The sequence below is a fragment of the Nostoc sp. DedQUE08 genome (assembly GCF_034530895.1).
In the GTDB taxonomy this organism is placed as follows: Bacteria; Cyanobacteriota; Cyanobacteriia; order Cyanobacteriales; family Nostocaceae; genus Nostoc.
The window spans coordinates 25,495-51,491 of the sequence record NZ_JAVRCD010000059.1; the positions used below are offsets into that span (position 1 = coordinate 25,495).

Genomic DNA, 25,997 nt, shown 5'->3' on the forward strand with positions numbered 1-25,997 from the left:
TTATACCTTCCAGGAGTTTTAAAACATTTTTTTACCAATTATTATAAACTAAACTTTTTTCTTAGTAAATCTAAAAATGTTAATATTATTTATGACATATTTGTTTAATATCTTGATATTGCTCATGAGCATTTTTATTATTATTTAAATAATCAGCAATCCAAGTACAACCTCTCTTGATTAAATCAGAATTGCTATTTTTATTGTTATTTACATTTTTTTCAAGAAAATCTAAACTCCATATCTTGATAGTTTTATCAGCACTGACAGTAGCAATTTCTTTGCTATCACGACTAAAGCTTAAATCAAAAACTTCGTCTTTATGCCGTTCTAGAGTAGCTATTTTATTACCATTGTCAGCTTGCCAAATATTTATTCTTCCATCTGGATTTGCAGTAGCAAAAAATTTATAATTTGGACTGAACTTTCCGATGTAAGATTTGTTTCCTTTCTCAGTAAAAAGTTTTGTTTCAATCTTTTTTGGGTCAATCTGCCACTTCCAAATTTGAATAGTTCTATCTTCACTTGTAGAAATAATAGTTTTATTATCACGCCCAAAAGTCACATATTTTACTGCCGCAGTATGTCCTTGCCTTTTAAGATTAGTAATCAAAATACCATCTTTATTCCAAATCTCAATTCCATTATTAGCAGCAGAGGCGATTAGCTGACTATTAGGACTAAATTCTGCATACCAAACTGTACCGTTATGTCCTTTAATAATAGTGGGTTGTATCGCTTTCTTTAGAAAAACATTTACTATGTTCCAAAGTCTTATTGTTCCATCTTCGCTAGCAGAGATAACAGTATTACTATCAGGACTAAAATTTACAGATGTGACTCCTTGCTCGTGACCTTTAAGAGTAGTAATATAAGTACCGTCTTTTTCCCAAAGCTTGACTGTTTTATCAGCACTTGCAGAGGCTATATACTCACCATTAGGACTAAAATTCACAGTATAGACTTGATCATCATGTGTCATAGGCTGAGTAGTTTGCACTGGAGTACCATCAATTTTCCAAAGTCTTAAAGTTTTATCTGAACTTGCAGAAACAATTAATGGATCTGTAAGACTATAACTTATACCGTTAACGCTTTTGGTGTGTCCCTCTAGGCGATTACGCTCTTGTACTTGATCAATTACTGATTTAAGTGGATTGAGGGTATTAGCGTTTCCTCCACCTACATTTTGCAACAGCTTGAGTGCTTGTACACTTGCTATCATAGCTTCCAGCTGGCTTCCACTATCAAAAAGTAGCTTAGGTGTTGAGATAACCGATACAGAAATGAGATAATCCTTATATCTATTTTGGATTCCAAGTTGCCATACAAAAAATCCCAGTCCACCACATAAGGCTACAAGTGTTGCAGAAGCAATCGCAAACCGAGTTATTTGTGATTCAGCTTTGGCTTTGGCTTCTGCTTGCTGTTGGAGTTTTTTTGCTTGCTCTAATTCTGCTTGAATTTCTCTATCGCGTCTCTCCAAACTCTTATGCAAAAATCCTGATTCCAATGGCGTAAGTCTGGGCTGAGTCTTATTTACCCACTCAGAAATTACAGCCAATTTTGCACCCGCTAACAGTGCTTCATCCGATTTATTAAATCTTTGTACCCATTCCTGGCAATCTTCCTCTAAAGAACGACTCAGACGAATATTCTCTAGATTTTCATCAATCCAAGTGTTTAATAATTTCCACTCAGATAAAAGTGCTTCATGAGCAACTTCTACAGTATCTCGATCGGTGATAATCAAACGTTGTTGAGAACCTGCCAGTAATCCTACAACCCGTTGTAATTGTTGGGGAGAATCTGAAATTGCTTCTAATCTATCCCAGCTAGCACGCCGTCGCGTCACTTCTCCAGCTTCACCTAACTGTACTAATTCCATAAATAAGCAACGCGCAAAGGCTTGATCTATAGTTGTTAAACTTTGATACAAAATTGTCGCTCGTTTGTCTAAAGCTCCTTTAACGCCGCCAATTTCCTCATAGCCTTCATGAGTTAAAAGTGGTTTTGGCGATTCAGGTTCTTCAATACAAACTCGCCACAATTCTTTAAGCGCATATTGTAGTATGGGTAATGCACCTGGACGGTTGACTACATCAGCGAAAATTTGTGAAACTAAACCATGCTCAAATGTTACACCATGCAATTTTGCTGGTTTTTCAATTGCTTCTTCTAACTCAGTAAAAGACATTATTGGCACGATGAATGATGTCGGAGGGAAACTATTAATGAGAGTAATAATTTCTACATAGTCAGCGCATTTATTTAAAAAATCACCGCGAATAGTCAAAATTATGCGTGTTTGTCTCTCAGCCGTCTTGACTTCTTCTACTATTAAGCGGATAAAAGCTTTGCGTTCTTCATCGTCTTGGCAAAGGGTAAATATTTCTTCAAATTGATCGATAAACAATAATTGGGGTTGATTTTGCTGCTGTTGTTGAGCTAAAATATCAACCAATTTACCTAAAGGATGCTCTCCTGGTGTAAAAGATGCGATCGCCCATTGACTGCTTCCTGGGAGGCGATCGCCTTTTAGTTGCGGCAACAAACCGGCTTTTACTAAAGAAGATTTACCACTACCTGAGTAGCCAATTACAGCCAAAAATCGACTCTCTGCTAAACGCAAAATTAGTGTGCGAACCGCTTCATCTCGTCCACAAAAATATTGCGCTTGTTCTGATTCAAAAGCATAAAGTCCCCGATAAGGATTTTCCTGATTGAAAGCAATTTTTTCTCCTGTAGGAATATCTAATTGGGGATAAGTAACCAGAGTAATGGAACGTCCCCAACCCATACGAATAGGTTCCTGTACGGAACCTTTAAGTTCGTTGCTGACAAAATCAAACAAGCGATCGCCACTAATTCGCCTACTATTACTACTTGCATTTTCTATTGCCAATCCCTTAACAACTGCGCTTGTGAAAATACTATATTCTTCACTCTTAATTACTCCGGCGCGTTCAAAGCCACGACAAGCTGTAATTAAGTAATAATCTTTTTGCGAACTGAAAGCGTTAAGAGTTCTTTCTATTAATTGTCTTTCTAAGAAATAGCCGCTATGACAGCAATCGAGTAGCATCACTAAACTACTCAATTGCGACTCTTGAATTAAATCGTTGAGGCTATCCAGAGGAATACCATATTTTTGTTCAACATTTTCGTTATCCTTAAATTCAATCTGACAATCGGAACTTGCCAAATATCCCTTTTGTTGCCCTAAATTGTCAGAAATAGTAAAACCGTGTCCGCTAAAATAAATCAGCGCTTCATTATTATCAGCTTGCTCTAGTAAAAAAGTTCTCAAATCTTGCCCAAGTTGAGCGCCAGTAACTTTTGACGCTGCCATTTCATAGCCATTTTTCTCTTTATTCCAGCGCTGAGGTAGTCTTTGCACAGACTGGAAATCACCATACTGCTCTAGGAGTTGTGCTATAGCCTCAGCATCATTTGTAGTCTTCGACAAACGCGATAATGATGGGCTGACATACTCGGCGATGCCAATAACAAGCGCGTATCGTGCCATTTAACACACCTTGGGTTGGTAAATGCGGGATAATCTTGACAGACACAATGATGGCTGTGTTGCTAACAACAACACCATCTGTTATTTTTCCGCAAGCAAACTGAAATTTATTCAGATACGTTACAAAACTTTAATCGAGGTAGCTTATGTCAGAAGTACAGCAAATATTTTTCCAAGCAGATGGAGAGATTGAGCAGATTGAGATTAACGTCACAGCCACCGAAATAACTTCGGAAATTGAGGAGGACGATGATGGCATAGAATACAAGGATGTACGAACAGATGCGATCGCTCGGATGCAACAAGCTCGGCAAATGATTCGCTCTTATACTATTTATGCTCTTAGTGCTTTTAAAGACTTCAATACTGCGGATATTGAGGAGGTAAGTCTTAAATTTGGCATTAAGCTGGGTGGGAAGGCTGGCATTCCTTATATTAGCGAAGGCTCTGCTGAAAGTAATCTGGAAATTCAAGTGAAGTGTAAGTTTCCAGAAAAACCAAAACCTGACTCACAGTAACAGCAACAAACTATCTGCACAGTGCAAGGGTAGGCAATGCCCATTAAACGCCCAACTTCGGTGTATTTATTCTCCTATTAACCAAACCTAATTGCTGCGATCGCTTCAAATACTTCACCCAAGGTTGCTCTGACAACTGGGAAATGGCATTTGGTGAAAGTGTTGCTGTGAAAATATCTTTGCCACTGCTAACACCACTGACACCAAAGCTTTCTAAAATAGCAGTTGCAGCAGAGTTTAAAATTGGTTCAGTATGGATAAAAACTGCCAAACTAGTTTCTTCTGAATCTTTAACATCATTTAGCACTGTCGCAAGAGCGGCATCTAGTTTCTGATAATTCACCAGCAACTCCTTGGTAAACAGGGTAGGCAATAATTGTCTACCCTAACCTATCAAATTTATCGGTTGTTGTTACCTACCCTTGTACAGAAATAATATCCATCAGTCTCAGTCTAATTACAGATTCAAAGCGTTAATTACTCCATAACCCCATTTATCATCAAATGTGCCTGCGGGTTTGCCGGGAATTGCACTATTTTTACGTAGTAAGTCTTTCACAGCAACCGGATCGAGTTTAGGATCTCGCTGCAACAGCAGTGCTACTAACCCACTTACAAACGGTGTCGCCATACTCGTACCAGCCTGCACCACAAACTTGGAATTAATCATCGATGAGCGGTCAAAATTAGCATCGGCGGAAAGCGTCGAAACAATCATTGCTCCTGGTGCTGCTACATCCGGCTTCTGCCCATCATTGCGTAGAGGGCCTTCACTACTGAATTCCGAAATAGTGTCCAATTCTAAGCCCATTTCTCGCACTTGGCCATCAATATCTGTGTACTTGGTTTTAGTAGTATAGGCGGCAACTGTAATTGCACTGCTGGCGGCTCCCGGCGAACCAATTTTTAAGGCATCTTTCACACTTTTACCTGTGAAAAACACTGATGAACTATCATCTAGCGTCCACACATTTAAACATGTGTCAGTTGAAGAAGTGTTGCGGACTCGCAGCTGCCAAATACCTCCCATGACTTGCGAGGGGTCAATACCGCGTATTTGCACAAAGAAATTATGGTCGCCGTTGGCTTGGTCTGGTGCTGGTGTCGCTAATTGCACCCGTGCATCTGGTAACTGGTAATCTTGGGCGGCATTACCTTCAGTAATGATTTTTTGGAAGGGAGTAACAAAACCGTTAGGACTCCGCACAGATACTTCCAATTCGCTGTCTTTGGCATACCAAGCGTTTAACCAAACTATGCCTACTTGATTCAAAGGAACATTGAAGCGCATACCACGAGTGCGTCCACTGGGTATGATTGCTTGTCCATGAATATTATCGTTTCCTTCGTTACCCGCAGCACAACAAACAATTCTTCCTGGCCCAGTTTCGGCATCGATAACTTTAGATAAGGAATCGCTACCATCATGAGCATCAGCGTGTCCGCCCAAGCTGAGATTCACCACTGCTGGGCGTCCCAACTCCCTAGCAACTCGGAAAATATAACGCACACCATCTGCAATGTGGGCATCCTGTAAGTCTGACCTGACAACAACTAATTCCGCTTCTGGTGCGACACCGCCATAACTAGCATCAGCACCGGCGGCAATGCCAGCAACGTGAGTACCATGACCGCCAGTATCCTGAGAAACTGTTAGTTGCGCTCCCGTAAATTCAGCCCCATAGCCGCCCTCTGTGACTCCTGGCCCTGGTAGTGTTTGATCCCAAATGTGTAAAATTCGTCCAGCAAAGGCGGGGTGTTTCGGATCGATGCCACTGTCTATAATGCCGATGATTACTCCTTTACCAGTCAATCCGGTTTGATTCTTAAATTCCGGCAGTTTGACTGTTCCCATTGCAGTGTCCATCCTCAAATGAAGTTTGCGTGATGGCTTAATCCGCACAATCACATCTTCTTCAGATAAGACATCTAAACTATCTATGGGTAAGAAAGCCGTCCGCACACTCCCGGAGTTTTGATTGACTTCAATATTATATTGTGATAGATAACTTAAGTCTGCATCAGGGTCGCAGTAGATAAAAACGACGCTCTTAGTAGGCTTAACCGGGCTTTTGTGCGCAATGATGCCAAGCGATCGCTTGTGTGTAACTAAAGCTCGATCTCCTTCATTTTGATAGTCTTGATATGCCAAAAGTAGCCCAGGGGAAAGTTTTTCGTGTCTCATTGTTACCTCAAACTCAATTTATTTGCTGTCAACTAAGTAGTGATTTTAGTAGGATAAGTCGCTCTCACATTAATGCAGTCTATGTATTTTTTTAGCCTTGATTATTTGATGCGACTATAGTTATCTATTTTTTTATAGATAACATCAAATAAGCTTAGGAAATGGTAAGTTCTTCCTAAGACAATTGCTAATTCATAACTCATATTTTTGAATTCTGTCTCCCCGATCGTAATTTTCTGTGGCTCGTGATACATTTTTGAGCAGCCGCATCTCAGATTTACCCAAGACTGGAGTCACTAGGAAATTTTATGAAGCTATTAAACTAATCCAGTTTCTCCTGAAATCATTACGGACAAGGTAAATAAAATAAAATTAAGAAGAATTAAGGAATAAGTAAAAAAGATAAATTTAATAAATCTCTGCGTTCACCTTTTTGAATGGGTTCTGGTGCTGCTCCTAATCAAACCCCGATGTTCATCCAATTAAGACTGATAACATTTGCGTATAAAACAGCATCAAAAAGGCTAAATCGCTAATGACTACTGAGAAATGACAGATTCTCTATCATAAGTAAGAGTCATAAAGAAGCTAATATTTGCAACGATCGCTTCTAAACATACAAAAAGTTATTCATGCAAATTCAAACACCAGACTGGGTGAAGCACGCTGTTTTCTACCAAATCTTCCCAGATCGTTTTGCCAGAAGCAAACAGCCGCGCAAACGGTTATTGCAGGAAGCCCGTTGGGAAGATTGGGACTCTATGCCAACTCTCCAGGGCTATAAAGGCGGCGATTTATGGGGGATTATGGAGGATTTAGACTACATCCAGAATTTAGGGATTAACGCGATTTACTTCACACCCATTTTTCAATCCGCCAGTAATCATCGCTATCATACCCACGATTATTATCAAGTTGACCCAATGCTGGGGGGCAACGAAGCTTTTAAGGAATTGCTCGATGCAGCCCATCAACGGAATATCAAAGTCGTTCTGGATGGGGTATTTAACCATTCCAGTCGGGGCTTTTTCTTTTTCCACGACGTTTTAGAAAATGGCCCCCATTCGCCTTGGGTAAATTGGTTCAAAATAGAAGGCTGGCCGCTTTCAGCATACAATGGCGAATTTCCTGCCAACTACGTAGGCTGGGCGGGAAATCGCGCCTTGCCAGAATTTAACCACGATAATCCAGAAGTACGAGAATACATTATGGAAATTGCCGAATATTGGATTAAATTCGGCATTGATGGTTGGCGATTGGATGTACCATTTGAAATAAAAACTCCTGGTTTTTGGCAGGAATTTCGCGATCGCGTCAAAGCCATCAATCCTGAAGCTTATATTGTGGGCGAAGTCTGGGGAGATTCCCGCGAGTGGTTGGATGGAACGCAATTTGACGGCGTGATGAATTATCTATTTGCTGGGCCAACAATTGCCTTTGCAGCAGGCGATCGCGTAGTCTTAGAACAAGTCCAAAGCCGCGACTATCAACCCTACCCACCCTTATTTGCTGCCGAGTACGCCACCAAAATCCAAGAAGTACTGCAACTTTACCCTTGGGAAATTCAGCTAACTCAACTCAATTTGCTTGCAAGTCACGATACAGCCCGATTGATGACCATTGCAGGCGGCGATATAGCCAGTATAGAATTGTCAACTCTACTGTTACTCACCTTTCCCGGCGCGCCCAGCATCTACTATGGTGATGAAGTTGGTTTACCTGGTGCAATAGATCCCGACTCACGCCGTGGCTTTCCTTTAGAGAGTAACTGGAATCAAGAAATTTTTAATACTCACCACCAGTTAATTGCCCTCCGCCACACTTACCCAGCCTTGCGTACTGGTGATTACCAAGTTCTCTATGCTCAAGGACAACTTTATATCTTTGCGCGAACTTTGGGGACAGAGGAATTAATAATTGCCATCAACGCTGGCACAAGTTCGGCAACAGCGAATGCAGATGTCGCTACTTTGCGTACTCAACCCAACAAGCCTTTATATGGCACTGCTGAAGTTGAGTGGAATAGTAAAGGAGATCGGCAGTTGTCATTGACTGTTCCCGCACGCAGTGGGTGCATTTTGGGGACTGGGGATTAGGTATTGGGGACTGGGGAACTGGGGAGAAGTTGCAGTAAGTTTTTTTCCTCTGCCCCAATGCCCGATGCGCCATGCCCCATGCCCAATTACATTACCTTCCCGCCACCATTGCAGGCACCAACACTGCATCGATAACGTGGATCACGCCATTGTCTGCCAGAATATCTGTTTTCAAGACATTGGCGTTATTTACCTTAAATTTACCGTCGGCAGATTCAATGGCGACAATTGACCCTTCAAGCGTCTCTGCCTCATTAATCTGTACCAAATCATCAGACCTGACATCCCCACTAGCGATATGATACGCCACAATTTTCTGGAGCTTGGGGATATCTTGTAGTAGCGAGTCTAAAGTTCCCTCTGGCAGATTAGCAAAAGCTTCGTCAGTCGGTGCAAAGAGCGTGAAAGAACCAGGGCTTTTCAAAGTTTCTATGAAATTTCCAGCTTCAGCAGCTTTTATTAGAGTATTGAAATTACCTGCTGCGATCGCAGTTTCCACAAGGTCAGCCATGAGGGTGCGTTATTTAATACTACAAGTTACTTATAAAGTGACTAAAATATCTTAGCCTCTATCAATAGAGAGGTTGCTGGCGATTTAACAGACAGCAGTAGACTGATTTAGTACTGTTACACTGGAGAATGACCCCAAGAACCACTGATTATGCTAAAGCGTTCTAAGTTCGAGACAACTCAATCTCAGATTATGCACCGTGCTGAGGATCTGATTAGTGCAGCCTCAAATCGATACCGCATTACGGTTCAGGTAGCAAATCGTGCTAAACGTCGGCGTTACGAAGACTTTGAAAGTAACGAAGATGCGATGATGAAGCCGGTGCTAAGGGCAATAATCGAAATGTCCGATGAGTTGACTCAACCAGAAATTATCGGCGAACTATAAGATTGAGTGCTGAGTGGTAAGTGCTGAATTCTGAATCAGGCAAATTCATCTTTTCACTCAGCAACGCCCAAAATATTGTTCTATGAAAAAGAAAAAATTTCTATTTAAATCAATTTTCTCAAAACTCACAACTCAGCACAAGCGAAACGCCGAGCTACCGCTAACACTACTACTACTTACCTTAATACTAGTGAGTGTAATTGTTTTAGGTTCAGGAGCGGATAAATCAATACATAGAATATTTAGTATCCAACCTGCTTCTGCCCAGAGAATCACGCCTAGCGATGTTTGGCAGCTGGTGTATCAACAATTGCCAGATTTCCCACGGGAAAATAAGTATATCAGTAAAGAAAATGGGAAAGTTGCCGAAAACAACACTTTAGCAAATCGCCTAATTAGATATCACATTTATACCAAAGGGCGGGCCCCCATTTATCGCTTAGATTGGAAGTTGACTTTAGCTGATTACCTGGGTGTGAACGAAATTATGTATGATACTACCTATCCAGGGAATGACTCACTACGGGAAAATCCGATAGAAGGCGATCGCAAAGCTATCAAAAGTCTCACCCGCAGCCAACGAGATGCCCTAGTACAAGTCTTAGTCAATATATTTAATCCTGCTTCCCAAAATACCCTATCTCCTAATTCCAATACCGCACCCAGTCCGACTACATCAACTACCCCACAGCCACCACAACGAGGAGGTGCCGAACTCCTAAAATGAGAAATTTTCCTTGTTTTGAAACAACTCGGTTTTGACCGAGAAGGGTGTGGGGTGTGGGGTTGCAGGTATTAGATAAAGAACGTTCTCCCGCACCCAACGGGTACAAGCCCCTGTTTTTAAATATGGAAAAAATCAAAAGATGTATGTAGTGACACGTATGTGCAAAATATACAGCGTCCGTTTTGAAACCCCTGCTTTTAAGTATGGGGTTCCCCACACCCCACACCCTATCCCCTACACCCTTTTCATTCAGCACTCAGCTATATTTGCCAACAATTTGACTCACCTTGATAAAGGTACTGTGCGCCTCTACCCGTTTACCTTATTTAACGTGAGTTCGATAAACCTCTCCCTGCCTTGACCTAAAGTTCAAGGCTGTCCCTCTCCGAGTCGGAGAGGGACGATTTTGCCAAGTAAAATCAGGGAGAGGTCTTTTTGATTGAGCGAATTAAAGGACACTATATAAGCCGTCGAATTCACGTTTATTTAGACAGAAATCGCTATAACTCATTGAGAATGCTAGAAGTTATTAGGCAAAGGTAACAAGTCACAGTAATATAAATGTACTAATATAATTCAAAGCAGAGAAACTCATGCCACACCAAAAAAAACAGGAGGGTGGTTATTGCTGAGAGACTAATGCTACCTTAAAGCCACAAATTGATTCACCATCACCGCCAATGCCAACATACCCAAAATTGTCATTAATCCCGCAGGCATAAACTTGCGTGTTTTTGCCAGTCTCAATGCAAAGAAAACTACTAAAACAGCAGTAACTAACACTGCTAAAATCGCACCCCAAGTTTGTCCTTGGAGTTGAAAGTAAGCGGCAAGTATTAGTAATAAACCGCTAATGCTACCGCTTAAAAGTGAAACCTTACTTGTAGCTTGAATGTAGCCAATAACCCCACCAACAATCGCTAATATACCGTAGGCAAAAGCAGCAATTATACTTAAATTCATTGTTAAAACCTATGTAGACTTTGACTTTACTGCCAGGGTCAGCAGACAATTTACCATAGCTATCTAGCTATACCACACAGTTGATTTATGGATAATCAAGCGATGCCAATGGCAAGTACTTCTTCATATACAAAGATTCAATATCTCCAGCGCCAAGCAGCCTCACTTTTACTGTACCAATCTGTTCTGCAAGGCGAAGTCGGGATAGCATTTCTGGAACTGTTGCAAGCTATACGTTACACTGACACCGATGCACGGGGTTGTCTCCAAGCTTACGGCAATTACTTTTACGCTTTGGCTGCTAGAAATCAAAACTGGGAAGACTATTTAATTACTCAAATTCTCTTTTGTGAGAATCCTTTTACAAGGCTGGCGGGAGTGCAAGAATTTGAAGATTTGCCCCCAGCTTTAATAACAGCAGTTCAGCATGATTTACAAGTATTGCAAAGCCTCTATGAGTGTAGCAGCGCTTCTTTGAGCGAGTGGGTACAAAACGTAGCTCACATGCCGATTTCACCAGTAGTGTGGTATAAAGAGCAAGAATTGCTAGGAGTAGAGACAAAATTCATTACATATCTACAAGAGTTAGATAATTGGGGTGATGCTGTAGAAGAGTTAGCAGCTTATTATCGGCAATGTGGCTCTGGTTTATTTGCAGAATATCGCGCTTTACGATGGCAATCTGGGCAGTTTATCGGTATTAGATATTCTGACCCGGTTAAACTGAGTGCGCTTGTCGGTTACGAATCTCAAAAAGATGCTTTGCTGAAAAATACAGAGTTTTTATTGTCAGGAGAGATGGCACTGCATGTATTACTTTACGGTAGTCGCGGTTCTGGCAAATCTTCTTTAGTGAAATCTTTGTTGAATGAATATAGCGATGCCTCCGGCAAGGGCAAAGCCCAACGCAGCCTCCGCTTATTAGAAGTGGCAAAATCTGATTTAAAAGACCTACCAGAAATCGTGGAACATTTACGGGGTGTGTCACAAAAATTTATTATCTTTGTCGATGACCTTTCATTTGAAGAAGATGATGATGCCTTTAAAGCCCTCAAGGTAGTTTTAGAAGGTAATTTAACGGCACGGCCTCAAAATGTAGTTGTGTATGCTACTTCCAATCGCCGCCACTTGATTCGGGAGTATTTTGTGGATAGACCTACCCCCAAGGATAACGAGGAAATCCATGCCTGGGATACGATGCAGGAGAAGCTTTCGTTTAGCGATCGCTTTGGTTTAACCTTAACTTTTGAACCAGCCAATCAGAAAACTTATTTAGAAATTGTACAACATCTAGTGGCACAAGCTGAAATTAATATCACCCAAGAAGATTTGGAATTTCAGGCATTACAATGGGCAACTCGTCATAATGGTCGTTCTGGACGTACAGCACGGCAGTTTGTTGATTTTTTAAAAGCAGATTTAACACTTTTTCATGCAAATAAAAACATATCCAACACTTCACATTAAAATTATTTCATTAATGATTGCGCTTTTTTGTAAATTACAGAACAATGTTATGCAATATTAACTAAAATTAAAGATTTCATAACAATTACGATCCCAAATCTGGGAAAAATATCTTGACTAACAAACAGAACAATAAATTACAAACCACTTACATTAAGTATTTTATGTATATGTGTTGTTTAATTACGAGTTACGTTAGCGTAGCGGTAGCGAGTCCACGTACTCTTTCAGAGAAGCAAGCTACGCTTTTAGCGTCTCGTAGAGAGCTTCATTACGAATTATAAATTACTATGAAAGCTACTTATTCAGATAATTTAACTACGCTAAAAACCAGCAATATGCAATCAGTAACGATCGGCAATAGATTTATACTAGTGATAGTTGCCTTTAGTGTGAGTTTTGGTCTTAGCCTTGTCCCAAGCTGGGATTTTAATAAAGCCTTTCTCACAGGTGTAATTACTGCCGTTACTATCCATACAACAGCATTATTCATAGACAAGCGGCGTAGAAATTATGAAATGTTTGTTTTAGGTTCGCTCCGCAAGCGAATTAAAGATATGGAGGAATTAAAGGCTCGTGTTGTCAGAGAAATAAATCAAATTGAAGAACATCATAATTTACTATATGCTGAATCACAACAGCTGCAAAATCAAGTTATAGAAAGTCGTAGCCAAAGAGATAGTTTACATCGAGAATTAAGAGCATTTGCCGGACAAAAGAAGCAATTAGAAACAGAAGTTAATAGCCTGCAACTTGAAATTAATAATTTGCAGAATAATCAAACTGAATTGAACAATGCTTTTTCTATTCTCACCGCAGAAAAGCGCCGTTTAGAGTCAAATTGTAATGTATCTCGCGCTGAAATCGCTCAGTTGCAAAGTCAAATTTCCGAGCTACAACACGAGAAACAAGAAATTGAAAGTAATTTAACTCTTTTAGGCAGACTCAAACCCCAATTAGAAGAAAAATTATACGAACTGCGAATTGCAATTCAAGAGCTAGAAGTTGAGACAACCCAAAGTAATCAATTGCTGGTAGCAACCAAAACCGAAAGAGAAAATATCCAAGCTATTCTTAATTATTCACAAACCCAACTCGCAGAACACAAAGCCGAATTACAGCAATTACAAGGCCAAGTTTCATTATTGCAAGAAGAACGAGACTCATTACAAAATCAAGTATGGGAATTACTACAACAAGTAGAAACCTTGAATCCAGAGCCTTTGTCGGATAATTCCCAAGAAGATGATATTGAGTTGTTTCCATTTTCCGAAATAATTGAATCTTCTGATATTATTGAAAAATCAGAAGTTGAGACATCGGAAAATATCTCTGAAGAATGGACTAATTTTCTCAGAAATCTTCCGGGATATGAGTTACAAGTATTAAAAGCTATAGTTGAACAAGATAATCCCAATAGTGCTATTAAAAAAATTGCTGAAGCAAATATCACTATGCCAAATTTATTAATCGATTCTATAAATGAACGTGCAAATGATACTATTGGGGAATTAATAATCAATTTTGATTCCGAAAGTCCAAAAGTTTATCAGGAGCATATAACAGATGTCAAAAAAATGATTGCGATGTATGAAGGTCTCATGACCAGACATACTTCGTCAAATTAAATTATTATTGCCGTCGTAAGATTTAGTAGTAAGATGATATCCCTTACTTACTTACCGCGTGCTTCTGCGTTTAGAATCAAGTGAAGTGTAATACATGGCAAAGTTCAAAATCTCGAAGAAAATCTCCACTGCTTTAATCAATTCCCTTGGTGCGGGGGTAGTACCAAGAGTGGGAGTTGAATATATCGCAGTAGGTCGAGAAAAAGAACTAACAAGCCTATTACAAAATCTCGATGATATTGCAGAAGGTGTCGCAGCATTCCGCTTCATAATTGGTAACTACGGTTCTGGGAAAAGTTTTTTATTACAACTAATTCGCAACCGCGCTATGGAGCAAGGTTTTGTAGTAGCTGATGCTGATTTATCCCCTGAACGCCGATTAGCAGGAAGCAATCATGAAGGTGTAGCCACCTATCGAGAATTAATGAGCCACCTAGCTACAAAAACTCGTCCTGATGGTGGTGCTTTAGTCTCGATTTTAGAAGGATGGATTAATAAAATTCAACAAGAAGTAGTCAAAGAAACTGAAATGCGTCCGAATGACGATGGTTTTGATGACCAAGTTGAAGCGAAAATTAGAGAAGTAGTTCAGTATATTGAAGATTTAGTTCACGGTTTTGATTTTGGTAGCGTGATTATCGCTTATTGGCGTGGCTACCGATTGGATGATGATAATTTAAAAAATGCGGCAATGCGCTGGTTGCGGGGAGAATTTACTACTAAAGTTGAGGCGAAAGCAGCTTTAGGAGTGCGGGTAATTATTGATGATGATAGTTGGTATGACTATATAAAACTGTTTGCGAAATTTGTCGCTGAGATTGGTTATAAAGGACTGTTAATTTTAGTTGATGAAGCTGTACATTTATATCAAATATCTACTACAGTCACGCGGGAAAAAAATTATAATCGACTCCTCGCAATGTTTAATGATACTATGCAGTGTAAAGCAGAACATCTTGGCATTGTCGTTGGTGGAACAACCAAGTTTTTAGAAGACCCCAAACGAGGACTTTTTGCAGACCAAGCTTGGCAAAGACGCACCAAAGAAAGTCGTTTTGTTGCACAAGCTAATGTTCAAGAACATTTAGGGCCAGTGATTCGGCTAAATCCGTTAAGTGAAGCAGAAATATTGACGCTTTTGCAACGTTTAGCCGAGATTCATGCAGTAAATTTTGGGTATGAACAGACTTTGACAAATCGTGAGTTGAAGGAGTTTGTACAAGAAATTATTAGTCGCTTGGGTGCAGAAGCATTACTGACACCAGGAGAAATTGTGCGAGATTTTATGAGTGTGCTGAATATTCTTCACCAAAATCCAGGAATTGTGTTTGGTGAATTAATTCATGGCTCTAAATTTAAACCTACTGGTGCAGGTGGAGATGCAGATGTGGATGAAGATGGCGCAGCAGAATTTAGTTTGTAGTTTATTCTTTTGTAATTGGTAAGCCTAGCCAATCACTAAGTTCATAAGCTAACCAGTCAAGTTCTGGAGGAGTGGCAGGAAAAAAATGCAATTCACCAGTTAAGATGTCATACTTTTTAGTTGCTGCCCAAATTGTCAAGCAAGGTTGATTATAAGTATCCTTACTTCGTTCTAGACGTAGAATATCTTGTCTAGAACTTGGAGATGGGTGAAGACGTTTAATTCCAAACAATTCATAAATCAAGGCAATTTTTTGACGATTAATACAAAGCTTCTTTTTACCAAAAATACCTATAAAAGTATAAATAAATAATAAAATTACAATTGATGAAAATAATATTAAAGATGCTAATGTGAAAATGTTTATCCCAGCATAAAAAATTGGTAAAACAGGAATAAATAAAAGAATTAGTAGAAATATAATTAAGGTCATAATAGTTCTTTGGCTAAAGAAACCTCTAGGTGAAATGAAAATTTCTAAAGAGTTAGCATTCTTAATCAAGACAATTTTACTACCAGGAGGTTTTCTAGGGGGTAAATTACTTTGTATCCTGGGAATCTGAGATGTATTTCCTGGTTTGTTTAAAGCTTGCAAAGCGTCTTCAGCAGAAGTCAAACGTTGATTCGCAATCGGTTCTGTCATTTTCCTTAACCAACTGCTGAAAGTAGGATTAATATTAGCTACCTGTTCAAATTCAAGCCGCAAGTCAGTTTGTGGTAAATCGGCTGGATGCTGACCTGTTACTAAATAAATTAAAGTTGCTCCCAAACTGTAAAGGTCAGAACCAGGAATAGCTCTACCATTAAATTGTTCTGGTGGTACATAGCCGTAAGTTCCCATTACTATAATTGTGCTGCTTCTTCTGGCGATGGTTTGTACTGAACCAAAATCTACTAAGTACACTTCACCAACACTATTACCAGAGCGATTTGTTAATAGAATATTACTTGGTTTGATATCACGATGAATCACGGGCGGTTGACGACCATGCAGATATTTGAGAATTTCTAGAATGGCTTTTGCTAGTTCCTTAACTTCTTCTTCACTGAAACTACGCCCAGCTTTTAGTTGTGCTTCTAGAGATTGGGCTGGGATATAACTTTGTACGAGTGCAAATCCTTTACTGTTGGGTGAATCTAGCTCAAAGTAGTTAAGGTAGCGAGGAATAGCTGGGTGGGATAGTGCTTTGAGAGTTTCAGCTTCCCGCTCAAATAATTTGAGGTCGTTCCATTCAAATTCATTACCAAAGGATAGTATTTTGACCACTACTAATTCTAGAGTTTGTAAGTCACGAGCTAGCAGCGATCGCCGTCCGGCTTTTTTGCCTAGTTCCTGTTGCACTTGATACCTTTCCAACAGGATTTCTTGGTTAGAATCTGGTAATTCTCGACTTGTCATTTGCTCGTGACTCCAAAGCTTTGTCGCTTTTATAGCTTTCCTGTTTGTTACTACCCCACTGTAAGATTACTTAAGTCAGCAACAAGCCTTAGAGAAATGTAAGAAGTTTATTGCAAAGGAGTAGCGATCGCCTCAAATTGCTGCCAACAAAGATACAATGCACGCGGTACGTGAAAACATCCTTTCCATTTGCCACCTTTGAGGTTTAACAATACTTCTCCACGCCGATTCAGGTAGCCAAACCACTCACCGTATTCTGAATCAGCAAAATGCGACCAGGCGTAATCGTGCATCTTTTGATACCATTCCCAACACACCTCACGCCCTGTCAAGCGATAGCCCATCGCTAATGCAACCAAAGACTCTAGGTGAACCCACCACAGCTTTTGATCCCATTCCAATTGTTGTGGGGGATGACCATCTGCATCCATAAAGTAATACAGTCCGCTGTACTCGCTATCCCAAGCAAAATTCAGAATATTTAACACCACATCGACGGCTTGGTTAATAGTTTTGGTGTCGTTTTTCCGACGTGCGATGTCCATGATAAACCACATCGCTTCGATCCCGTGACCTGGATTAATCAGCCTTCCCTCAAAACTATCGATGTAGGAACCGTCAGGGGCAACGTTTTCGTACATTAGTCCCCGTTCTTGGTCGAGAAAATCGGTCATCACTTCGCGGACTGTCTCAGCTAGGACATTCTCTAGTGCTTCTTTTGGTAGCAACCATTCCATTTCTAGAGTCAGGTTGGCTAAAATCATCGGTACAGCCAATGATTTCATCGGGCGTGTGCCGGGATAGGTTTTATTATATTTGCCCTTCGGGTTGTCTTTGCGGCGTAATACGTTGTTATAAGCCTGCATCGCCACATCCTTTGCCCATTCTTCGCCGCCAGTAAGTGCATATTGACTAAATGCCATCGCTGCAAAGCAATCAGAAAAGATGTTGTAGGGGTGAACCAATGGTTTCCCTTCACGGGTGAGGGCAAAGTACCAGTTACCATCGCTATCTCTACCATGTTGGGCGAGAAAATTAGCGCCGTTGCTGGCAATTTTTAGCCAATTTTCGCGCTTTTCTAGCTGGTTGTAAAGCATGGAAAAAGTCCATACTTGGCGGTTTTGCAGCCAAATGAATTTGTCTGTATCATAAATTTTGCCTTCGCGATCGAGGCAGGTGAAATAGCCGCCTTGCTTCCAATCAAGAGAATATTTTTCCCAAAAGGGGAGTACGTCGTTGAGGAGAGCGTTTTTGTAAAGTTCAGCGTAGGCGTAGCCCGCCGAAGGCATCGCTTGAAAATTATACTCCATAAATTTCCTCCCCTTTTGTGCTAAAACCAACAGCTTAACAGTTATCACATTTTGGCTTGAACTTGTAGCGTAGGCGTAGCCCTTCTCTACGAGAGGCTACGCCTACGGCTGCGCTCAGGAACCGCCCGTCGTAGACATCGCGTCAGACTTTTACAAGATTTAGTCAGCAGCAGTTATACTTCTATCTTGTATCTTGCACCATTCTCAATAACCGTAGGGGAGCCAGTGAGGTTGTTATGAGTCAGATTGAACGAGTTGCGATCGTTGGAGGAAACCACGGTAATGAGTTAACAGGAGTACATTTAGTCAAAAAGTTTCAGCAATATCCTAATTTAATTAACAGGGCAAGTTTTGAAACTCTGGCATTACTTGGCAATCTCAAAGCTATTGAAGAAGGCAAACGATACATTGAAAAAGATTTAAATCGTTGTTTCACTAATCAAGGTTTACAAAATCCCCAACTCTCAAGTTATGAAGATATGCGGGCAAAAGCAATTCAACAGATATTGCAACCGCAAAATCAGCCGTTTGTAGATGTAATTGTTGATTTGCACAGCACAACTGCCAATATGGGGTTAAGTCTGATTTTTTGTGATATGCATCCTTTCTTGCTCCGGTTAGGCGCTTATTTAAGTTCTATCAATCCTTTGGTGAAAGTCTTTATTAATCAGGAATCCAAAGAAAATGGTTTTCTCCGTTCTTTGTGCGAATTGGGTTTTGTTATAGAAGTTGGTGCTGTAGCTCAAAATGTTTTAAACGCTAAATTATTTCAGGAGACAGAACAGCTTATTTATGCAGTTTTAGATTATTTTGAAAGGTGCAATCAGGGTAATATTCCGCAGACAAGCAATCACCTTACACTTTATAAATACATTCAGACTATCGATTATCCGAGAAGCGATGCCTACGGTGGGCTGCGCCTACGCGGGGAAATTCAAGCCATGATTCACCCCCAGCTTCAGTTTAGGGATTATGAACCTTTGCATCCAGGCGATCCAATGTTTCTGACTTTTGAAGGAAAAGATATTTTCTATGAGGGAGCGTCTACTGTTTATCCTATTTTTATTAATGAAGCAGCTTACTACGAGAAAGGAATTGCGATGTATTTAAGTCAAAAGCAGGAAGAAATAGTTTAAGTTGTTCATTGCCTTTGTCTCACTTTTATCTCTATTTTTATTCTCTAACACCTCTAAACCACAAATCCCAGAACTACAGACAAATATTTTTGGCAATTAATATCAATTTTCTGTCTGCAATAACCAAAAGCCGCTATAAGTCATACCAGAATCATCGGGTTGAACTAACAAAAAATGCAATCCTCGGCAATGTTTTTTGCGTTGTTCAAATGCTTGGGCTGCTGTTGTAACTTCTGGATCTTCAAATGTGGCAACAATCCACCTATCTACCAAGCTAGCTTCTAATATTAAGCCATTCGGTGCGCCAGAAATGTAGTTCAAGCTGACGGCACGGGCTTGCTGCAACCACCGTGCTAGGCGCATTGATTGCCGTCCTCCATAAATTACGACACCAGGAACGGGGACTGTTGATGCCAAACCTAAATTGATGGGTTTGAAATGTTCTGGAATGTGCAAAATGGGAATGGGGCGATCGCTAAATCTCGTTTCTACATCACTAGCAGCTAAACTTGCAAAACGCCATTGTTCTCCCCAAAGGTTTTCTGGTAATGGTGTTGGGGGTGGTTTATCCAGGGTTGAGGGATATTGCTTTTCTTCTAACCACTGCTTTAACGCCAAGGTGTGGCGGGTAGGTTCGACATTTATACTTAAATTGCGTCCAGCCGCCTCAATTAAGTTTAGAGACTGAGGACGAAACACCTGAATTACATCTGGCAATTTTTCACCAGCAGCTAGCTCAAGTTGAGTCGCAACCCAATTAGAATTTGCTGCTGACTGGAGACAGGTGGCTTCATATTCAAAGCTGCGAGTTGCGTCACAAATCAACAATTCCCATAAAATTTGTCCAGACGTATCTTGTGAGGGACGACGATAAAAATCAACCTGCCAAGTTTTCATAATTATGGGGGGATGGGGCATGGGGCATTGGGCATGGGGAGATGGGAGAAATAGCTGAAAGTTTTAAGTTCAGAGGTTCAACTTCCGAGTTCAGAGGTTCAACTTCCGAGTTCAAAGGTGCAACTTCCGAGTTCAAAGGTGCAACTTCCGAGTTCAGAGGTACAACTTCCGAGTTCAAAGGTATAATTTCCGAGTTCAGAGGTTCAACTTCCGAGTTCAAAGGTTCAACATTCAAGCTCATCTTCCCATGCCCAATGCCCAACACCAATTTATAAAGCCTGAATCCATTCTTTGACTGAATATTCAGTCCAGATGCCATTTTTCCAGTAAGGATCGTTTTCAATTAACTGGCGCACAGTGGCTTCGTCTTCGGCTTCGTAAATCCCAAAAACTTTTGTAACATCCTTGGTGGGGCCGATAGTAATCAGCACACCGGATTCTTTCTGTTTTGCTAATCCGTCTAAATGAGCTTGACGATAGGGGGCGCGTTTTTCGATAACGTCTTCGCAGTAAGTTCCCCAGAGTACATATTTAGGCATGGTTAAGACTATTTTGGATTTTGGATTTTGGATACTTCGACTTCGCTCAGTACAAGTTTTGGATTTTGGATTTTAGATTTTGCAGCCAGTGCATCGGGGAGTGAGGAATTATATCATGTTCGCTTGGTTACTTATTAAACTTCAAGAACCCCACCCCGCCAAAGCTACGCTTTGTCTCCCCTCCCCGCCTGCGGGGAGGGGTTGGGGGTGGGGTGTAATAATTGTGGAAATCAAACTAATTACCCGGACTTGATATTATTAATTTCTCACTCCTAGCAAATGACAAATGACTAACTTCTCAAGTTAACACCGAATTTTTCCACCAAAGCTTCGCGGACTTTATTATGTACTGGTTCGACTTCAGCCTCAGTCAGAGTACGATCGCTAGCCCGATAAATTAAGCGGAATGCTAAACTCCGTTGTCCTTCGGGGACGTTTTCGCCGCGATATTCATCAAATAATTCCACCGATTCGAGTAAATCTTTACCAGCTTTGGTAATTACTTTTTCAATTTCGACAACTGAGATTTTCACGGGTGCGAAAAAGGCGATGTCGCGATCGCTAGCTGGATATGTAGAATAAGGCTGGAATGTAGGGACGAGAACTTCATCTTCTCCCAGAGAATCTAAAAGTACATCTAGATCCAACTGAAAAACGTAAACGGAATCTGGTAAACCTTTTTCTCGTCGCAGTTGGGGATGGAGTTGCCCAAAAATCCCTAGTCTGTTACCCCGAATCCACAGGGAAGCGGTGCGTCCTGGATGTAAGCGATCGTCGCGGCGATCGGGTTGAAATTCGATTTGCAAGCTAAGTTGCCGAAATACACTTTCTAAAATGCCTTTGGCTTCAAACCAGGTGATAGGTTCTTCGCGTCCACTTTTTGACCATTTGCCAAGGGTGCGATCGCCTCCGATAATTCCCGCCAGCGCTTCTGTTTCTTGCAAACCGTCTTCTTCTTGCCAGAAAATTTGCCCGATTTCAAAACCGTTAAGGGCACCATTACCCTGCTCTAAATTGTATTGAAAGGCATCAATTAATCCAGAGATCAAATCGGTTCGCAGCGCTGAATATTCGACAAATAAGGGATTGGACAGTACTATATTTCTGTCTTCTCCTGGTTTGACTAAAGAATAGTGGATTAATTCTGTCAATCCTTCAGCCCGGAGGAAAGCTCGTAATTTGCGAATCACTTCTTCATCTAAAGGCAGATAGCCAGCTTCCGCTTTTTCTGGTAAGGTATCGCAGAATTTGTTGTAACCATAAAGACGAGCGATTTCTTCAATTAAATCAATTTCGCGCTCTAAGTCGCGGTAACGATAGGGCGGTACGGAAACTGACCATCTAGGTTGATGGCTGCTATCTTCTCCTGAAGAAGTCAACTGACACCCCAATGCAGTTAGGATGCGCTCAACATCTTGTTTTTGCAGTTCGCCTGTATCTTCTCCTAAATCTATCGGCCCCAATATCTGATTAACTCGCTCTAAACGCAGGGCGATAGAACGACTCCAGGTAGACGGATCGGGGCGGGTGTCGGCAATTTCTTGCTGGACTATAATTCCACTCGCTAATTCGCTAATTAAGGATAAGGCGCGGCGATTAGCTATTTCCAACTCAGCCCGATTAACTCCCCGTTCGTATCTGCCAGAAGCCTCACTTCTTAACCCCACACTCCGGGAAGAACGGCGAATTGCCACAGAATCAAATAAAGCTGCTTCTAAAACTAGGCTTTGAGTACCTTGATGGACTTCTGTTTCTTCTCCACCCATGACTCCCGCCAGGGCAACGGGCCTGTCGTTAGCGGTGATTAACAAATTTTGGGTTATCAGGGTGCGAGTTTGTCCATCCAGGGTTTTGAGCGATTCTCCATTATTGGCGAAGCGAACGCCGATGGTTAAATTTTCACTACTTGCAATAGATTTTAGGCGATCGCCATCAAAGGCGTGCAGTGGTTGTCCCCATTCCAACAAAACGTAGTTAGTAATGTCCACCACATTACTGATAGGACGTACCCCAGCCGCCCGCAAACGCTGTTGCAGCCATTCGGGAGATGGAGCAATTTTCACCTGTTCAATTACCGTACCGATGTATGCAGGACAAGCTTGGGTATCGGCAATTTTTAAAGCTAAATTTCCGGCATTTTTGGGAATAGATACTTCAGCAGGTTCAGGAATGCTCAACTTTCCACCCGTTAAAGCTGCTACTTCTCTGGCTACACCTACCATACTCAGAGCATCAGCGCGATTTGCAGTTGCCGTCAGGTCTAAAATTACATCATCTAAACCCAACAACGGCCGCACATCACTACCCAATGGTAAATTTTCCTGGGTAAAAATGTGGATTCCGTCTACATCGGTAGGCAAACCAAGTTCCTTTAAAGAACAAATCATGCCCTGAGATGGGACACCACGTAGTTTTGCAGGTTTAATTTTTAAATCTATTTTGGGTAAGTAAGTACCCGTAGTTGCCACAGGTACATAGATATCTGCCTTCACATTGGCAGCGCCACAGACAATATTTAAAGTTTCACCTGTACCGATATCCACTTGGCAAACACTCAATTTATCGGCGTTGGGATGGGGTTGACGCTCAAGCACTTTGCCAATCACTACGCCATTTGCCCAAGTGCGGCGGTCTTCAATCTCTTCAACCTCAAACCCCGCCATTGTCAGGGTTTCGGCTAATTCTTCTGGACTAAGTTTTATCTCTACTAGTTCGCGCAGCCAATTTAGAGAAATACGCATGGAGTGTGCTTGTTTTAGGAATCGTCTTTTGCTCTTATTTTAGGATGCCTGCTAGCGATCGATGGCTACTCGCCCCGCAAGGCACACCCTTTCACTTGAACAATCCTACTACGTTAGACAGGCAATGTAAAAATAAGTAAATACTGAGAATCTATCTACGCAGGCAAGAAATACCGATTATCCAAAATCAGGCTATAGATGTAAAGCTGAAAATCCAGATTAAATCTAACTTTTTTAATTACGAATTACGAATTACGTAGCTTGCTTCTCGCCAAAGGCGAGTATTACGAATTACGAATTACGAATTACGAATTATTTAGTCATCTAATTTTTACTAACAACAATTTTAGCAATGTAGTCTTTGAGCGCGATCGCCTTTTTGCTATTTGGGTACGGGGAAACCCCTATCAATCTCACCGAATACTTATCTAAAAATTGAATTGGTAAAGCATCACGACCTGGGACAAGAGTTAGCGTTAATGTTGAAACTTGCTGACCATTTTTTATGATGTCTAATCCAATAATAACTTGCCCTTGCCAAATACAAGTTACATCAGAAGGACACCGAGAATCCTGGATAACTTTTGAAAATTTGATTTCAATATTGTCAGTGGGGAGGTAAGCTGTCCTTCCATATCTCAGATAAAATGGAGTATTTAAAGTAGTTCCAACTCTAGCCATCAATTGTTGATGATTACCTTGAGCAATTGATTTAACTTCTATGCTTGAAGGCTTGATATTTGATAATATTCCATAGCTAGGAAGACAATTTGCTCCACCAATCAATGTTAATATAACTGCTGCGCTTACTACACTTTTCATTTTTTATACTCCATAATTAGGAAATTTTATTATTAGTTGAGCCAGAAAGCAGGCTGATAAATTGTTCTATGTTCTGCTAGAGTGAAGCTTTAAAAGATAAAACGCAATTAGCTAACTTTTGTGCGTAGGCGCAGCCCTTCTCCTATCGTAGACGCTCTTGCTAGCTTGCTTCCCCGGAGGGATACGGGTGCGCTCAGGAAGCGCCCGTCTAGACATTGCTTCTTGGATAACCATTACGATTGAGAACCATTTGGTTTCTCACGCTTGAGCTAAAATACCATAAATCGAGCAATCTAAATACACAAGCTTTTTTCTGATTTCAAAAACTTCAACAGCGCTTTTCAACAATTCGTTGCTTAATTTATCTTGAGAATTCACTCTAGTTTTACTTTCTAGCACTATTAGTGCATAGTTTAGCAATTATTACATTATGTAAAAGGGACATTATTTTTTCTCTATTCTCAACAAGCCCAGCTTATTGAAATGAGCAACGATCGCGATTTCACAAGGCGTAGCCCATCGGAGATATGGCTTTGAGACTTGGAAAATAAATCAAATGAGAAATGCTGATTTTTCTCGTTGGTTCTTAACATTGGTTGCGATCGCGAGTAATTTAGATGCGATCGCTAGAGCGATCGCAGAACTTGAATCTTTAAAACTCGATAAAACCTCACAAGTAATATTTTCTCACTCAATAGACTACAAAAATTACACTTTTCTCTTTTTTGTAGTGTAATTATATTGCATTGTGTTGTCGAACTCCAAAGAGATAAATTTGCCCCTCTTTGAGCCGAACAAATTACTGTACAAACTGCCTCTAAAGCATTCACTATCAGGATTATCGGACAATTTGCTGAAATTTATCTCAACAATATCGAAAGAATAGACAATCCAATCTAAAGAATAGGCAATCCAATCGAAATTTTGTTCATTTTAAATGTAAATCTGATTTTATATACTTTTACTAAATGTGGTGATTGCTGTTTTTATTAGTAATTTTTATTGAAAATAAAAGTAAAAAAAATGCTTTCATTCATGTCGTTAATCTTCCTCTTGATAGAGGTATTTCAGTTTGAGTAATAGGAGTTTAATTCTAATGGCAACTTCTGGCAATAGCAATCAAACAACTGGGTCACAAAGTACTAGTAACAATTTAACTGGTAATAGCAATTTTTCTTTCAGTGATGGCAAATGGCAGTCCAGCGATGGCAGCAGTTTAGATGGTAGCGGTGGCTCCGGTAGCAGTGCCTCCGGTAGCAGTGTCTCTGGTGGCGGTGGCCCCGGTAGCGGTGGCTTTGGTGGCAGTGCCTCCGGTAGCAGTGTCTCTGGTGGCGGTGGCTCTGGTAGCGATGGCTTTGGTGGTGCTGCTAGCGGTAGTAATCCTTTCACTTCCTTCATCGGTGGTGGTAACTCATCCACAACCAGTGAAGATGGAAAGTACAAATATAATTACGAGCGACCACTTGACGAGCGGGCTTTAACTGATACCAATAATCCGTTCAATCAACTCATCGGAGTCCTTGGCGGTGATATTAGTGCATTAGGTGGTGGTAGCGACAACCCCTTTGCTGGTGGCGCATCTGGTGGGAACGCATCTGGTGGTAATGCATCTGCTGGTGGCGCATCTGGTGGTAATGCATCTGGTGGTAGCGGCAACTCCTTTGCTGGTGGCGCATCTAGTGGTAATGCATCTGGTGGTAGCGGCAACCCCTTTACTGG

General features: G+C 40.9%; 21 protein-coding genes and 1 pseudogene. 10 read left to right on the forward strand and 12 right to left on the reverse strand.

The genetic code is table 11. The annotated features are described in order from the left end of the window. Nucleotides 1-85: 85 nt before the first annotated feature. Nucleotides 86-3,529, reverse strand: coding sequence for a caspase family protein (locus tag RMY64_RS29235; RefSeq protein WP_322701834.1), 3,444 nt, complete (start codon nt 3,527-3,529; stop codon nt 86-88). Nucleotides 3,530-3,675: 146 nt separating this feature from the next. Between RMY64_RS29235 and RMY64_RS29240 the strand changes: the two genes are divergently transcribed. Further along, nucleotides 3,676-4,047 (forward strand): CU044_2847 family protein, encoded by a 372-nt coding sequence (locus tag RMY64_RS29240; protein WP_322701835.1) that lies wholly within the window; start codon nt 3,676-3,678, stop codon nt 4,045-4,047. A gap of 43 nt (nt 4,048-4,090) precedes the next feature. Here RMY64_RS29240 and RMY64_RS29245 read toward each other — a convergent pair whose 3' ends face one another. Next, entirely contained in the window at nt 4,091-4,390 is a 300-nt protein-coding gene (locus RMY64_RS29245; protein ID WP_322701836.1) for a hypothetical protein, read from the reverse strand. Nucleotides 4,391-4,504: 114 nt separating this feature from the next. Continuing rightward, complete coding sequence (locus tag RMY64_RS29250; protein WP_322701837.1) at nt 4,505-6,232, reverse strand: S8 family peptidase; 1,728 nt, start codon at nt 6,230-6,232, stop codon at nt 4,505-4,507. Between the two features lie 632 nt (nt 6,233-6,864). Between RMY64_RS29250 and RMY64_RS29255 the strand changes: the two genes are divergently transcribed. Next, a complete protein-coding gene (locus RMY64_RS29255; protein ID WP_322701838.1) occupies nt 6,865-8,328 on the forward strand; it encodes a glycoside hydrolase family 13 protein in 1,464 nt (487 codons plus the stop codon). A gap of 91 nt (nt 8,329-8,419) precedes the next feature. On the opposite strand, the gene RMY64_RS29260 is transcribed toward RMY64_RS29255, so the two are convergent. Further along, entirely contained in the window at nt 8,420-8,839 is a 420-nt protein-coding gene (locus tag RMY64_RS29260; protein ID WP_322683713.1) for a fasciclin domain-containing protein, read from the reverse strand. Between the two features lie 150 nt (nt 8,840-8,989). Between RMY64_RS29260 and RMY64_RS29265 the strand changes: the two genes are divergently transcribed. Continuing rightward, nucleotides 8,990-9,226, forward strand: coding sequence for a DNA-directed RNA polymerase subunit omega (locus RMY64_RS29265; RefSeq protein ID WP_094351515.1), 237 nt, complete (start codon nt 8,990-8,992; stop codon nt 9,224-9,226). Between the two features lie 82 nt (nt 9,227-9,308). Continuing rightward, a complete protein-coding gene (locus tag RMY64_RS29270; RefSeq protein ID WP_322701839.1) occupies nt 9,309-9,953 on the forward strand; it encodes a hypothetical protein in 645 nt (214 codons plus the stop codon). 642 nt (nt 9,954-10,595) lie between these two features. On the opposite strand, the gene RMY64_RS29275 is transcribed toward RMY64_RS29270, so the two are convergent. Next, complete coding sequence (locus tag RMY64_RS29275; RefSeq protein WP_322688837.1) at nt 10,596-10,916, reverse strand: TMEM14 family protein; 321 nt, start codon at nt 10,914-10,916, stop codon at nt 10,596-10,598. An 87-nt stretch (nt 10,917-11,003) separates the two neighbouring features. Between RMY64_RS29275 and RMY64_RS29280 the strand changes: the two genes are divergently transcribed. The 3 genes from RMY64_RS29280 to RMY64_RS29290 all read left to right on the forward strand — a co-directional run bounded on the left by RMY64_RS29280 (nt 11,004) and on the right by RMY64_RS29290 (nt 15,434). Then, nucleotides 11,004-12,383: an ATP-binding protein gene (locus RMY64_RS29280; protein ID WP_322701840.1), complete on the forward strand. Its 1,380-nt coding sequence runs from the start codon at nt 11,004-11,006 to the stop codon at nt 12,381-12,383. A 290-nt stretch (nt 12,384-12,673) separates the two neighbouring features. After that, nucleotides 12,674-14,011 carry a tellurite resistance TerB C-terminal domain-containing protein gene (locus RMY64_RS29285; protein ID WP_322701841.1) on the forward strand — a complete coding sequence of 446 codons (1,338 nt, stop codon included), beginning with the start codon at nt 12,674-12,676 and terminating at the stop codon, nt 14,009-14,011. A 94-nt stretch (nt 14,012-14,105) separates the two neighbouring features. Continuing rightward, nucleotides 14,106-15,434, forward strand: a complete 1,329-nt coding sequence (locus RMY64_RS29290; RefSeq protein ID WP_322701842.1) for an ATP-binding protein — start codon at nt 14,106-14,108, stop codon at nt 15,432-15,434. A gap of 1 nt (nt 15,435) precedes the next feature. Here RMY64_RS29290 and RMY64_RS29295 read toward each other — a convergent pair whose 3' ends face one another. Both RMY64_RS29295 and RMY64_RS29300 read right to left on the reverse strand, forming a co-directional pair. Then, the gene (locus tag RMY64_RS29295) at nt 15,436-16,833 is read right to left on the reverse strand and encodes a serine/threonine-protein kinase (RefSeq protein WP_322701843.1); all 1,398 of its coding nucleotides are present in this window, start codon (nt 16,831-16,833) and stop codon (nt 15,436-15,438) included. 107 nt (nt 16,834-16,940) lie between these two features. Continuing rightward, nucleotides 16,941-18,143 (reverse strand): AGE family epimerase/isomerase, encoded by a 1,203-nt coding sequence (locus RMY64_RS29300; protein WP_322673790.1) that lies wholly within the window; start codon nt 18,141-18,143, stop codon nt 16,941-16,943. A gap of 236 nt (nt 18,144-18,379) precedes the next feature. Between RMY64_RS29300 and RMY64_RS29305 the strand changes: the two genes are divergently transcribed. Then, a complete protein-coding gene (locus tag RMY64_RS29305) occupies nt 18,380-19,279 on the forward strand; it encodes an aspartoacylase (RefSeq protein WP_322673791.1) in 900 nt (299 codons plus the stop codon). A 102-nt stretch (nt 19,280-19,381) separates the two neighbouring features. Here the strand turns inward: RMY64_RS29305 and RMY64_RS29310 are convergent, their stop codons facing one another. The 5 genes from RMY64_RS29310 to RMY64_RS29330 all read right to left on the reverse strand — a co-directional run bounded on the left by RMY64_RS29310 (nt 19,382) and on the right by RMY64_RS29330 (nt 24,278). Then, entirely contained in the window at nt 19,382-20,176 is a 795-nt protein-coding gene (locus tag RMY64_RS29310; RefSeq protein ID WP_322701844.1) for a Tab2/Atab2 family RNA-binding protein, read from the reverse strand. Continuing rightward, nucleotides 20,157-20,417: a hypothetical protein gene (locus RMY64_RS29315; protein ID WP_322673793.1), complete on the reverse strand. Its 261-nt coding sequence runs from the start codon at nt 20,415-20,417 to the stop codon at nt 20,157-20,159. Before RMY64_RS29315 ends, RMY64_RS29310 begins: the two co-directional genes overlap by 20 nt. A 28-nt stretch (nt 20,418-20,445) precedes the next feature. Continuing rightward, nucleotides 20,446-20,715, reverse strand: a complete 270-nt coding sequence (locus tag RMY64_RS29320; protein WP_289799149.1) for a YciI family protein — start codon at nt 20,713-20,715, stop codon at nt 20,446-20,448. 290 nt (nt 20,716-21,005) lie between these two features. Beyond that, a complete protein-coding gene (gene pheT, locus RMY64_RS29325; RefSeq protein WP_322701845.1) occupies nt 21,006-23,456 on the reverse strand; it encodes a phenylalanine--tRNA ligase subunit beta in 2,451 nt (816 codons plus the stop codon). Nucleotides 23,457-23,780: 324 nt separating this feature from the next. After that, nucleotides 23,781-24,278: a hypothetical protein gene (locus tag RMY64_RS29330; protein WP_322701846.1), complete on the reverse strand. Its 498-nt coding sequence runs from the start codon at nt 24,276-24,278 to the stop codon at nt 23,781-23,783. A gap of 556 nt (nt 24,279-24,834) precedes the next feature. On the opposite strand from RMY64_RS29330, the gene RMY64_RS29335 reads away from it, so the two are divergent. Together RMY64_RS29335 and RMY64_RS29340 are read left to right on the forward strand one after the other, a co-directional pair. After that, complete coding sequence (locus RMY64_RS29335) at nt 24,835-25,014, forward strand: hypothetical protein (protein ID WP_322701847.1); 180 nt, start codon at nt 24,835-24,837, stop codon at nt 25,012-25,014. 360 nt (nt 25,015-25,374) lie between these two features. After that, a pseudogene (locus RMY64_RS29340) lies at nt 25,375-25,997 on the forward strand (hypothetical protein); the annotation flags it as partial.